The sequence below is a fragment of the Pseudomonas sp. NPDC087690 genome, assembly GCF_044743175.1.
In the GTDB taxonomy this organism is placed as follows: domain Bacteria; phylum Pseudomonadota; class Gammaproteobacteria; order Pseudomonadales; family Pseudomonadaceae; genus Aquipseudomonas.
This window is the reverse complement of the sequence record NZ_JBIUVX010000015.1, coordinates 7,338-20,165: the sequence shown is the minus strand read 5'-3', so window position 1 is coordinate 20,165 and position 12,828 is coordinate 7,338. Positions and strand designations below refer to the sequence as shown.

General features: G+C 59.6%; 7 protein-coding genes. All 7 read right to left on the bottom strand.

Annotation, left to right across the window (positions count from 1 at the left end; genetic code table 11):
- Positions 1-32: 32 nt before the first annotated feature.
- Positions 33-1,133, bottom strand: coding sequence for a polyamine ABC transporter substrate-binding protein (locus ACIPIZ_RS16325; protein WP_105704698.1), 1,101 nt, complete (start codon positions 1,131-1,133; stop codon positions 33-35).
- Positions 1,130-2,155: a histone deacetylase family protein gene (locus tag ACIPIZ_RS16320; protein WP_064389614.1), complete on the bottom strand. Its 1,026-nt coding sequence runs from the start codon at positions 2,153-2,155 to the stop codon at positions 1,130-1,132. Before ACIPIZ_RS16320 ends, ACIPIZ_RS16325 begins: the two co-directional genes overlap by 4 nt.
- 205 nt (positions 2,156-2,360) lie before the next feature.
- On the bottom strand, positions 2,361-3,353 hold the full coding sequence (locus ACIPIZ_RS16315) for an AraC family transcriptional regulator (RefSeq protein ID WP_064389613.1): 993 nt from the start codon (positions 3,351-3,353) through the stop codon (positions 2,361-2,363).
- Between the two features lie 95 nt (positions 3,354-3,448).
- On the bottom strand, positions 3,449-8,089 hold the full coding sequence (locus tag ACIPIZ_RS16310; RefSeq protein ID WP_401166079.1) for a hypothetical protein: 4,641 nt from the start codon (positions 8,087-8,089) through the stop codon (positions 3,449-3,451).
- A gap of 131 nt (positions 8,090-8,220) precedes the next feature.
- Positions 8,221-9,225, bottom strand: coding sequence for an asparaginase (locus ACIPIZ_RS16305; RefSeq protein ID WP_122660265.1), 1,005 nt, complete (start codon positions 9,223-9,225; stop codon positions 8,221-8,223).
- Positions 9,226-9,394: 169 nt separating this feature from the next.
- Complete coding sequence (locus ACIPIZ_RS16300) at positions 9,395-10,843, bottom strand: sodium:alanine symporter family protein (RefSeq protein ID WP_064389611.1); 1,449 nt, start codon at positions 10,841-10,843, stop codon at positions 9,395-9,397.
- Between the two features lie 531 nt (positions 10,844-11,374).
- Entirely contained in the window at positions 11,375-12,799 is a 1,425-nt protein-coding gene (aspA, locus tag ACIPIZ_RS16295) for an aspartate ammonia-lyase (protein ID WP_064389610.1), read from the bottom strand.
- Positions 12,800-12,828 lie beyond the last annotated feature (29 nt).

Below are 12,828 nucleotides of genomic sequence, written 5' to 3'. Positions count from 1 at the left end.
CGCAGGTGCGCGGGTCTTTTCTGGCAGAGCTCTCAAGTCCCTGATTTGATTTTGGTCCAGGCCCGGGTGCGTGCCCGCTCGGCATCACGGGGCAACGGTTGCAGGGTGTACAGCGTGCCCATCGCCGCATCCGTCGGGTACAGGTTGGGATTGTTGCGGATCGCCGGGTCGACAAGTTCCGTGGCGTCCTTGTTCGGGTTCGGATAACCGACAAAGTCGCTGACCGGTGCAATCACCGCCGGCTGCAGGAGGTAGTTGATGAAGGTGTAGGCGTCCTCGGTGTTCTTCGCGCCCTTGGGAATCGCGAGCATGTCGAACCAGATCGGAGCACCTTCCTTGGGCAGGCGCATATCGACCACCACACCGTTCTTGGCTTCCCTGGCGCGGTTGGCGGCTTGCGAGAAGCTGCCGGAATAGCCGACTGCCACGCAGATGTCGCCGTTGGCGATATCGGCCATGTACTTGGACGAATGGAAATAAGTCACGTACGGACGGATCTTCATCAACAGCGCTTCAGCCTTGGCGTAATCCGCCGGGTTCTTGCTGTTCGGATCGAGACCCAAGTGTTGCAGGGCCAGTGGCAGAATTTCCGACGGCGAATCGAGCAGGGCGACGCCGCACTGCTTGAGCTTGCTGATGTTCTCTTCCTTGAAGATCAGGTCCCAACTGTCCACCGGCGCATTGTCGCCCAGCGCCGCCTTGACCTTCGCCGGATTGAAACCGATCAGGATGGTGCCGTACATGTACGGCACGGCGAATTTGTTGCCCGCATCATTGGCTTCGATCAGCTTCATCAGTTTCGGATCGAGGTGGTTCCAGTTCGGCAGCTTGCTGCGATCCAGCGGCTGGAATACCCCGGCCTCGATCTGCTTGGCGAGAAACACGTTGGACGGTACCACCACGTCGTAGCCGGAGTTGCCGGTGAGCAGCTTGGCCTCCAGCGCTTCGTTGGTGTCGAAGATGTCGTAGACCAGTTTGGTCTGGGTGTTCTGCGCTTTGAAGTCTTCGAGCGCCTTGGGCGTGATGTAGTCGAACCAGTTGTAGACGCGCAACGTGCGTTCTTCAGCGTGGGCGGTCGTGCTCATGAGTGCGGCGCACAGGGCTGGCGCGATGAGGTGTGTGAGGGTTTTCATTGCTCAAAACCTTCCAGCACGTTTACCGCGTTGATGCCGATTTCTTCCACGGCGTAACCGCCTTCCATGACGAACAGGGTCGGTTTGCCGAGGGCGGCAATACGCTTGCCCATCGCCAGATAATCCGGGCTGTCGAGTTTGAATTGCGAGATTGGATCGTCCTTGAAGGTGTCGACGCCGAGCGACACGACAATGATGTCGGCGCCGTAGCGGTCGATCTCCTCGCAGGCTTGATCCAGCGCTGCGCTCCACACGTCCCAGCCAGAACCGGCCGGCAGCGGGTAGTTGAAATTGAAGCCTTCACCGGCGCCTTCTCCGCGTTCGTCGTCATAGCCGAGGAAGAACGGGAATTCCGCTTCCGGGTGACCGTGGATCGAGGTGAACAGCACGTCGCTGCGCTCGTAGAAAATCGACTGCGTGCCGTTACCGTGGTGATAGTCGACGTCGAGGATCGCGACCTTTTTGTGGCCCTGATCGAGGAACGCTTGTGCGGCGATGGCGGCGTTGTTGAGGTAGCAATAACCACCCATCAAGTCGCTGGCGGCGTGGTGTCCCGGTGGACGGCACAGGGCGAAAGCGCTGCGTGCGCCGCGCTGGATTTCCGCCTGGGCGGTGAGGGCCACTTGCGCCGCGCTGTAGGCCGCTTGCCAGGTGCCGGCGGTGATCGGTGCGCCGCCATCGAAGCTGTAATAGCCGAGCTGGCCATGCAGGCTGGTCGGTTTGATTGCGCGAAGGGTTCGTGCCGGCCAGGTGTAGGGCAGCAGATCACCGTCGGTGTTGAATTCGGTCCAGCGATCCCATGCCCCCTTGAAGAAGTCGAGATAGTCGCGGCTGTGGATGCGCGCGATGGGCTCCAGTCCGAAGTCCTTCGGCGCCTCGACCGCGCCGAGGTTCTGGTTTTGTACGCGCTGCAAGACGTGGTCGGCGCGCGACGGCATTTCGAAGCACGGTTTGAGCTGGCCATCGATGAGTTCGCAGCGGCCATGGTGCAGGTGGTGATCGTCTGAGTAGATCGTCAGCATTTGTTGTTCTCCGCAGGGCTGATTCGGTTGCCCCCAGTGTTGCGGCGCACAGCGAATCGGAGAACGGCAGGAAAGGCCAAAATGGGATCGATATGGCCAAAAATTCTGACCACAATTCGCCCCCTGAGGATCAAAAGATCGCAGCCTTCGGCAGCTCTTACACCGATCCCTGTAGGAGCTGCCGAAAGCTGCGATCTTTTGACTTTCAAGCCCTGAATTGGCTGGGGGCGACACCGCTCCAGCGCACGAAGGCGTGGCGAAAACTCGCGGTTTCGCTGAAGCCAAGGGTTTCGGCGATACGGTAAATCGGCAGTTGATCCTCACACAGCATCTGCTTGGCCCGTTCAAAGCGCAGTTCATCGAGCAGTTCCTGGTAACTGCTGCCCATGTCCTTGAGGTGACGGCGCAACGTGCGCGGCGAACAGTTCATCTGCTGCGCCAGACCCTCCAGGCCCGGCGCAGCGTTCAACTGCGCACTGAGTAACCGACGGATGCGTCCGAGCCAGGCCTGACGCCCGGTGAACTCCAGATTCTGCTTGCGGCAGCGCTCTTCCATGGCCTGGTGAGTGATGGCATCGGCCAGCGGCAACGGCTGATCGAGCCAGCGTCGGTCGAAGGCGAACGCGTTGTCCTTGGTCGCGAAGTGCAGAGGGCTGTCGAAGTGTTCGGCATAGCTGTCGCGGTAATCGGGGGCGGTGTGTTCGAATCGTGTGGCCAGTAGCGGCAGGGGATGACCAAGCAAATCGTCGCAAATCACTTTCAGTGAGACCAGACAGAACTCGGCATTGAACACCGCCATCGCCGGGCTCTCGCGATAATCCGCCGCGACGAACCAGACGCGCTCGCCATCGTCTTCCAGGCTCAGTTCGAAAAGTGTTCCCAGCAACGCCGGATATCGGATCGCCAGGCGCAAAGCGTCACCGAAGGTGGCACAGGTCAGCAGCGCGTAACCGAGAATGCCGTAGCAGGAAACGTGCATGCGCCGGCCCAGTTCAAGGCCGATATCGTGCTTGAGCGCGACCGCATTGGCGCAGACCTGCATCTCCTGATTGGTGGTGATGCGTGTGTCGGCCCGGTGCAAATCTGCCGCACTGATGCCGCTGCCGGCCAGTAGCGCGTCGCTCGACAAGCCTTCGGCCTTGAAGGTGTTGAGTATCAGCGAAACGGCGTTGAGAGTCGTGAGGTGGGAGTGCAGCATGGGGGCCTCCGTTCGGGTTTGCAGGAAGCGAGCAAGTAGCGTGCCGCGCGAGACGCCCGCTTGTTGGCAGGCGTTCGCAAGGCTGGTCGGGCTACTCAGTCGCTGTTGAAAAACAACGTTTGCGCCTTATCCAGGCCGATCATGCTGCGATAGTAGGCCAGTCGCTGTGCACCGTTCAGTCCGCGAATACTATTGGCTTCCTGCCCCAGTTGCTGCTCCTGCGGTGTCTTGAGGCGCGCATAAAGGAACGCTTTGTTTGGCACCCATGCGGTGGAATAAAGGAAATGTGCATACCAGAGCACTTTGCGCGTAGTCCGGTCGGTGATGGTGTATTCGTCCAGATAGAGTGTCTTGCTACCCTTGAGACGCCGCCGGCTGACGGTCTTCGCGATATTGATCGCGTTGTTTTCCTGCAGTCGGAGAACAGCCGCTGGCGTGGGTGGTTGCTCCTTGGTCATTTTCAGCAAGGCCGTGCTGGCCTGTTGGTAAAGATCTGCGACGGCATCGCTGAGCTTTTTATTGATAACTGCAGCCGAACGCTGGGTGCTCTCGGTGGCGTTGCTGTCCGTCAGTGCCTGCTCAATGGCGCTGCTGATGTGTTCCAGTTGCAGGGCCTGTTGATGAAACAGAAACTCGACGCCGACTGGCGAGCGCCCTGGCTGTTTGATGAGCTCATTCATGCGCGTAGTAAACGCTGCCAGCGTATCGAGCAAGGTTTGCCCGTTATTCAGACTGGTTTCAAGTGCCGGGTTCGGGATCTTGGGTGACTCGCTGCTCAAACGTTCAACCCAGGTTCCCGGTGGCTTCTGATGGAATGTGGCGATCACCTTGTTGGTGAGAGGCGACTTGATGTCGACCAGATCGGTTTCCAGCCCCTGTTCCGTCAGGCGTGGCTCGCCGATCAGCACGCCGTTATAGCGTGTGTGGATAAACTTCTTCTTCGGCCGTGGCGGTTGTGGGTGTGGTACCGGCTGAGTTCTCAAGGTGTCCCGCTCTTCAAGCACCAGCACCAGATTGCGTTGGGCGTGGCGGTTGAACTGGTCGAGTTGGCCGCGCAACCTTGCAAAGGGCGCTTCGAGCACTTGTTCGGCGTAGGTGGTATGCAAGTCGGCAAGGCGTTCATCGAGTACGTTGAATTGCTCGATGAGGTCGTTGAGGCTGTCGATACGCTCGTCGAGCCGTGCGACGCTGCGCTCCCCCAGTGTGTCGCGCAAGGCCTGCACGGCAATGTCGGCGGTGTCGACGATATGGTCGAGGTTACGCCAGGCATCGGCGGCGCTGTTCACTGAGTGCTCGGCCAGGCACGTGTTGCGCGCCAGCGTCACCTGCAATGCTTTGAGGTCGTCGATCGAATACGCAGGAAGTGTTCTGCGCGTGTGTTGCATCAGGCGCAAGCCATCCCTTTTGAATGTTTTCAGTTCTTGCATCCGCGCTTGGATGTTCTCGAGTCGCGCAATCATGTCCTGATTGAGCACGACCATCTGTTGCGCTTCGGCAATTTGCCGATCCTCGCGGACTTCGGCCTGACGCTCGAGATGATCGAGGATGCTGCGCAATTTGGGTGTGAACACGGTCAGTGCTTCACGAATACCGGCATGCGTGAGTTCAAGTTGAGCCTTGAGGTAGCCGAGAGATCTTTGCTGATAGTCGGCTGTTGGCGAAAACACATGCAATGCCCGGAGATCACTCAAGGCCTGGCCATAGGCGGCTCGTTGTGTTTCCAGCGTCTTGAGAAATTGCTCGCGCTGAGCCGCCGCCGTTTCGGTGGTGGCCGTACTCATCGCCTGATGGGCTTGTTCCAGTTCTTGTTGCGCAGTTGCCTTGCGATTTTCGAAGGCTGTCAGACGGGTGCGCAGTTTGTCTGCCTGCCGTTGCCCTTCCGCCTCAGCCGCCCGCGTCAGGCTTGTTGAACCGCCGCCAAGCAAGCGTAAACGGGTATCGACGAACCAGTCTCCGCGCAGATTGCTGATAAGCGCCGGACCTGAGCGTGCGGCTGTTTGCGCATCGATGATGATCACGGTGCCGTTATCGTCTACGGTGACTTCGTACCAGTCCTTGCCTACGGGTGCGTAGTATTTTTTACCCTGGCGATAGAGATGAAGATAGAGACCTGCTTCCGTACTGGCGGCCCCCAGTCCTTGCGGACGCTCGATCTTGAAGTGGTTCAGCACCACGCTCAGGCTTGTCGGTTTGTGATTCACCGCTCCGCTGATGTTCAGTGTTTGCTGCAAGTCTGTCACTTCGTGAGGGGCGCCCTTGGCGAGTTGCTTGAGGGTGCGGGTCGGCACTGAAGGCAGCGGATCTATTGTCGGTTTTGAAGTGGCTGGTTCCTGGCGGGGTCGTGGGTTTTTTGGACTGCGGGCGGCGATATGCAGAGTGATCGCCATGGCCAGATTGAGCATCGTATCGGTGAGCGCTGCCCATTGCGCGGGTTTGTCGTCTTGCTCATGGGCCTCTTTCAGTGCCTGCAATTGATCCATGATTTGCCAGATCCACGTGGCAGCGCCGGCGACGCGCCCGAGAAACGGCAGGATGCCGTTGAACAGTATCCAGCCCGCCCGCTTGAAGCTGGCCCAGCGATTTTCGCTGTTGGATACCGACTGGCGGTCGGCAAGGGTGACCATTGCCTGCGCGTTGGCTTTGAACAGCGCGTTGGGGAGGTCGCCGTCGAGCTTTGTCGAGCTCAAACCGATCGGTCCGCTCATGACAGTGAACTTGCTGGAATCGATCAGAAACTCGGTGACCGTCCAGGGCGACGGCAAGGTGCCGGGGAAAACATAGTTGGCGTAGTCGCTACGGGCGTTGTCCGGCAACCAGGCCAGCACCGAGTCGCGCAGGCTGAACGATTGCTGGATGGCGTAAAGCAAATTGCTGGTTGACGGATATTGGCTCAGGGGTTGGTCGAGCATCGGGCGGTACAACAGGCATGGCCCGGCGCTAGGATCCTCGGGGCCGATCACGAACATGTTGGCGACCTCGTCCTTGCTGCCGTCAGTCCTGCGTTTGGGGATAAAGGCCAGCGGACGCATGACGATGGTCTGGTTCTCGACTAGACGTTTTTTACTGTCGGGTTCCAGCACGGCCATGACGTAACGGTATCCACGCGCATCAATGCCCGCCTCACTGCGGATCTTGCACTGCAGGGCCAGCAACGGTAGCTGGATGCGCAAGTGTCGGGCAAACAGAGCCTGCCGGGCTGCCGACGCCGGCGTGCTGTCGAGCAGTTGTTTTTTGATCAGGGCCGGGTAAGTCGTACCGATGTCCGCGCGGGTGACGAGACCTTCCAGATAATCCACGGTCAGCCATGCAGGCAGTGTCTTGCCACGCGTTGAAACAAGGGTCTTGTCGCCCAGAGGAGGAACCGCGATCAGATTCTGCAATGCGAGATCGACGACGCTGAAGTTGTAGGTGTCGATCTTTCCCGGAACGGTGAACGTGCCCCAGATCACCGGACTTTTTACCTGCAACTGGAGTGACTCCAGCGCCGTTTCCAGTTCCGGTGCGGTGCGCAATTGTTCCGCGTGCTCGAGCAGGGTTTTTGCATGCAGGGCATTCAGTTCGGCCAGCGCGTATTCGCTGATCGGCAGGATTCCATCCAGATAGGACTTTCCCTTGTTTTGACTGTTAAGCGCGGCCAGATCTTTCAGGTGGCGAGAGTAGTTGTTCAGGTCCGGCAGGGAAGCGTCATTCAGCCAGTCGGGAAGGGCGTCTCTGAACCAGTCAAGGCCCGGGCTTTTGTTCTTCGCGGACTCATGCACTTCAGGTGTCGACGTGGATAACGGTTTCTCGCCCTCAGTTGGAACACTGTCGGAGAAGTCCAGTGAACCGATCACATCGATTTGAACGGAGACCAACGCACAGGCCTGGTAGTCGAAAATGCTGCCCGGGGGTTCGAGCAACCGCCATTGCACATCTCGGTAGGTTTCGGCGGCACTGATATGCTCGGGCAAGGTTGCTCCGAGCTTTTCCAGAGAGTCGAATTTCTGGTAACCGTTAAGTAATGAATGGGCAAGGATGACCGTCTCGGTCTTCTGTTTGCCGATCAACACGACCATCGAAACTTCGTTCAGATGCTTGACGTTGTCGCCATCGATCAGGTTGATGGCGATCAGGTACGCGTTGAGCTGGTAGAGATCGTCGGGTTTTCTGTCGACTTGCGCCGGTGTTTGATAAAGCGCGCGTGCCATCGCGCAGTCAGCATCACTCCAGCCTTTTATCTGATTGACGTTCCAGAGCTTGCGCAGGGTGTCGGACAACGCCTGCCAGCGTGGCCCGGAGCTGTCGCCGGTGCTGTTCCAGAACGCCAGCTGCTGTTCCTGGAAGGCCGTGAGCATTATCGGCGCCAGCAAATTGAGCAGGTTGGCGATTTCGTCGATTCGCACTGGCAAATGTACCGCAGGTTCGCTGATCGGTTGTTGCGCAAGGAAGTGCTCGCCTTCGATATACAGGGCCGGGATGCCGTGCACGACCTGGTTGGCGAGAATTTCAGTGAGTGCCTGATAAGCCGTAGGTCCGGCCATTATCTGGTCGTCGTTCAGCGCCCAGGCCGGGCTGCCGACCATTGTGCTGCCGGGGTCCAGATCCAGCGCGGGATACATTTCGCGCAAATGCTGGCGCAGCAGGACGGCCGCCACATCGCGCAAGTTGGGTCCGACACTGAGTTGAGTGATCAGCGTTTCAATGGGGTTGGCGTCGCTGACGGCTTGTGGAGTGGAGCTTGAGCTGGATGAAATCATCGTGCATCCCTGCATTGGTGATGGAGCTTCCCGAGGCCAGGCCTCGGGGTTGCTTCATGCTAGGGGGGCACAATCGAGCGATGGTGGTAGATATATATGCTGTGCGGTTTTAATCCTGATAGTCGGACCGATCAGCTCAGTTCGCCACACAGGTCGAGTTCGATCAGGCGACGTATTTCGGCGTTTTCCAGGCCGGCGCCGAGCAAACCATGCAATTTGCCGAACGCCGCTTCACGGGTCATGCCGCCGCCCGACAGCACGCCGACGCTACGCAGCCGACTGCCGGCTTCATACACATCCAGCTCGACGCCGCCTTCATGGCACTGCGTCACCGCCACCACCACCACGCCGTTGTCGCGCGCGCGGCCGAGGCTGGCGAGAAATTCGGCGTTATCACTCGGTCCGGTGCCACTGCCGTAGCACTCCAGCACCAGACCTTGAATGCCGCTGTCGAGCAGGCCATCGACAACCTCGGCGCCTATGCCCGGGAACAGTGGCAGCACGCCAACCTTGGCCAGCTGTTTCGGCTGGTTGTAGTTCAATGACGCAGGAATCGAGGTGGCTTTCACGCCGCCGCCCTGACGCTCCAGCCGCTTGAACGGATGACGGCCAAAGCTGCGCACTTTCGCGCAACGGGTCGGGTCCAGCAGTTCACCATGGAAGTACAGATGCACGCCTGGCGCCAGGCCTTGACCGAGCGCGACCAGTGCGCCGCCGAGGTTTTCCCAGGCATCACTATCGGTCACGCCAGCCGGCAGCATGGAGCCGGTGAAGCATACGCGCGCGTGCAGACCGAGGAACTGGAAACTCATGGCTGCGGCGCTATACGCCAGCGTGTCGGTGCCATGCAGGATCAGCACGCTGTCGCAGCCTTGCACATCAACTGCATCGACCACTGCTTCACGCAGTTGCTGCCAGTAGGCCGGAGTCATGTTGGCGCTGTCGATCAGCGGCGACATCTCACGGAAGCGCCACTGCGGCACGACGAGTTCAGGCTGGCTGTGCAGGTAGTCGCGCATCCGCGCTTCGAAACCGGACGCCGGGGCCAGACCGTTGGCGCTGGCCTGCATGCCGATGGTGCCACCGGTGTAGAGCACCATGACGTGTTGGGCGGCGGGATAAGTCGAAGGGTTCATAGGATTCTCCGAAAGATGAGTTCCTGTAGGAGTGAGCCTGCTCGCGATAGCGGTCTTTCAGCCAACATAAATGTTGAATGATGAACCGCTATCGCGAGCAGGCTCACTCCTACAGGTTATTGCATCACAATAACTGACGGGCGCAGGGGATGCGCCCGTCATTTACCTGTCAGCGTTGCGCTGCAGGCACGCCTTGCGGCTCGGCATCGGTCTGGCCGGCAGCGGCAGACGGGTTGGTCGGCCAGGCCTTCAGGTCCAGATCCAGATCGGCAAATTTGCTCGAGTCGAACACCGGCTGTTTGACGCCGGCGCGGCGCTGCGCGTCGTAGTCGCGCATCACGCGCATGCCGACCTTGAACAGCATGGCCAGGGCCACCAGGTTGACGAAGGCCAGGCAGGTCATGGTGATGTCGGCGAAGGCGAACACGGTCGACAGGTCCTGCATCGAACCCCATACCACCAGCGCCAGCACCAGACCGCGGAAAATCATCAGCGCAGCGCGATTGCGGGTAAGGAACTGCAGGCTGTTTTCGCCCAGGTAGTAGTTGTAGAGGATGCAGGTGAAGACGAACAGCGACAGCGCGACGCTGACGAACATACGGCCCCAGTCACCAACCACAGCGGCCAGCGAGTTCTGGGTCAGGACGATGCCGTCACCTTCGAAGCCCGGGGTGTAGAAGCCCGACAACAGGATCAGCAGCGCGGTGCAGGTGCAGATCACGAAGGTATCGAGGAACACGCTGAAGGCCTGAACCACGCCTTGCGCGCCCGGGTGCTTCACAGCGGCCACGGCGGCGACGTTCGGCGCACTGCCCAGACCCGCTTCGTTGGCGAACACGCCACGCTTCACGCCCATGACGATGGCGCTGCCGAGCAGGCCACCAAAGGCCGGGTCGAGGCCGAAGGCGCTCTTGAAGATGGTTTCCAGCATGGCCGGCACGTGTTCGATCTGAGTACCGATCACGTACAAGGTCACGCCGATATAGGCCAGGGTCTTGACCGGTACCAGCAGGTCGGACACCGAGGCGATACGCTTGATGCCGCCGATGAAGGTGATGGCCAGCAGCACTGCCAGAACGATACCGGTGTGTTGTGGGTTGAACTCAAAGGCGTTCTGCAGCGAGTGGGTCACGGTGTAGGACTGCAGGCCAATGAAGGCGAAGCCGTAGGTGACCAGCAGCAGGACGGAGAACACTACAGCCATGCCTTTGAGCTTAAGGCCGTGCTGGATGTAGTAGGCCGGGCCGCCACGGTACAAGCCGTCGCCATCGGCGCGCTTGTAGACTTGGGCCAGGGTGCACTCAAAGAAGCTGCTGGACATGCCGACCAGAGCGGTCACCCACATCCAGAACACTGCACCTGGACCACCGAGGGTCACGGCGATGCCGACACCGGCGATGTTGCCTGCACCGACACGGCCGGCAAGGCTGAGCATCAGGGCCTGGAACGAGCTGAGTTGCCCGGCGCTGCCTTTGAGGCTGTCGCGGAACACCGCGAACATGTGGAAGAAATGACGCAATTGAACGAAACGCGAGCGAATCGTGAAGTAGCTACCGAGCCCGACAATGAGCACGATCAGTACTTTCCCTGAGAGGAAGTCGTTAATGACTTCGAGCATGGATTTTTCCTCGCTGTTTATTGTGTAAGCAAATGCTGGATGGAAGAAACATCGTGTTACACCGGTGTGCGCGCGGCACGACGGGTGAGGCGAAGGTTTCGTCCCGGTCCATTTCGCGGGTTTGTTATTAGTTCGGGTTTCGCATGGGTTATGGCCTCGTTACCGACGACCGCTCACGCGAAGAGGGGCGGCACTATACCGATCAGTGGCGCGCCCGTCTGCACGGTAGTGGTGCAAGCGACGAAACGAAGCTTTGAAACACCCGGCGTTACCGGCGCCGGGCTTGTGCAGGAACTGCTCTGTGTGGGAGCGAGCCTGCTCGCGAAAGCGGTATTGCAGACACATCGTTTTTGAATGTGCCGCCGTCTTCGCGAGCAGGCTCGCTCCCACATAAAGCAATCCCCAGACATACGGGTCTCAGGGTCAGAAAGTTAAAAAAAAGGGCTTGGGGACTAAATCCCCAAGCCCTCAAAAGGTGAGAGGTGTCTAGTCCCTCGACCTGGTGAGCGGTGCTACAAGTAACGTGTCGGTTCAGCCTTTGAGCGGAACCAGACGCGGAGCAATCATGTTTTCCGGGCGCAGGATGTCGGCGAGCATGGCTTCGTCGAGCAGACCCTCTTCGCGCACCAGCTCCAGCACGCCGCGGCCGCTTTCAAGGGCGAGGCCGGCGATACGGGTGGCGTTTTTGTAGCCGATGTACGGGTTCAGTGCGGTGACCAGACCGATCGAGTGCTCGACCAGTTCGCGGCAGCGCGCTTCGTTGGCGGTTATGCCGACGATGCAGTGCTCGCGCAGCATGTCCATGGCGCGTTGCAGCAGGCGGATCGAGTCGAAGATCTTGAAAGCGATCAGCGGTTCCATCACGTTCAGCTGCAGTTGGCCGCCTTCGGCTGCCATGGTCAGCGCCAGATCGTTACCGATCACTTGGAACGCTACTTGGTTAACGGCTTCCGGGATGACCGGGTTGACCTTGCCAGGCATGATCGAGCTGCCTGGCTGACGCGCTGGCAGGTTGATTTCGTTGATGCCGGTGCGTGGGCCGCTGGACAGCAGGCGCAAGTCGTTGCAGATCTTCGACAGCTTCACCGCAGTACGCTTGAGCATGCCGGAGAACAGCACGAAGGCGCCCATGTCGGAAGTCGCTTCGATCAGGTCGGCCGCCGGTACCAGCGGTTGACCGCTGATCAGGGCCAGACGCTGTACCGCCAGCGCTTGATAACGCGGGTCGGCGTTGATGCCGGTACCGATCGCGGTGCCGCCCAGATTCACTTCAGTCAGCAGTTCCGGAGCCAGCGTCTTCAGACGGGCCAAGTCTTCGCCCATGGTGGTGGCGAAGGCACGGAATTCCTGGCCGAGGGTCATCGGCACGGCGTCTTGCAGCTGGGTACGGCCCATTTTCAGGACGTGATCGAATTCTTTGCCCTTGGCCGCGAATGCCTGAATCAGGCTGTCGAGACTGGCCAGCAGGGTGTCGTGACCGAGCAGCAGACCCAGGCGGATCGCCGTTGGGTAAGCGTCGTTGGTCGACTGCGCCATGTTGACGTCGTCGTTCGGGTGCAGGTACTGGTACTCGCCTTTCTGGTGACCCATTGCTTCCAGAGCAATGTTGGCGATCACTTCGTTGGCGTTCATGTTGGTGGACGTACCGGCGCCACCTTGAATCATGTCGACCACGAACTCTTCGTGGAAATCACCGCGGATCAATCGGGCACAGGCTTCGCTGATGGCAGCGTGCTTGGCTTCGCTCAGGTGACCCAACTCGCGGTTGGCGTCAGCAGCGGCCTGTTTGACCATTGCCAGGCCGACAACCAGTTTCGGGTAATGCGAAATCGGAACGCCCGAGAGGCGGAAGTTGTTCACCGCTCGCAGGGTCTGGATGCCGTAATACGCTTGAGCCGGTACTTCGAGGGCGCCAAGCAGGTCGTTTTCTGTGCGGAAAGATGCAGCGGAGGACATGATAGAAATCATCTCGATATGGACCCGGT

Excerpts from the sequence above, each read along its gene's own strand:
- ACIPIZ_RS16325 (WP_105704698.1), bottom strand. The coding sequence starts at position 1,133 with ATGAAAACCCTCACACACCTCATCGCGCCAGCCCTGTGCGCCGCACTC.
- ACIPIZ_RS16320 (WP_064389614.1), bottom strand. The coding sequence starts at position 2,155 with ATGCTGACGATCTACTCAGACGATCACCACCTGCACCATGGCCGCTGC.
- ACIPIZ_RS16315 (WP_064389613.1), bottom strand. The coding sequence starts at position 3,353 with ATGCTGCACTCCCACCTCACGACTCTCAACGCCGTTTCGCTGATACTC.
- ACIPIZ_RS16310 (WP_401166079.1), bottom strand. The coding sequence starts at position 8,089 with ATGATTTCATCCAGCTCAAGCTCCACTCCACAAGCCGTCAGCGACGCC.
- ACIPIZ_RS16305 (WP_122660265.1), bottom strand. The coding sequence starts at position 9,225 with ATGAACCCTTCGACTTATCCCGCCGCCCAACACGTCATGGTGCTCTAC.
- ACIPIZ_RS16300 (WP_064389611.1), bottom strand. The coding sequence starts at position 10,843 with ATGCTCGAAGTCATTAACGACTTCCTCTCAGGGAAAGTACTGATCGTG.
- aspA (WP_064389610.1), bottom strand. The coding sequence starts at position 12,799 with ATGTCCTCCGCTGCATCTTTCCGCACAGAAAACGACCTGCTTGGCGCC.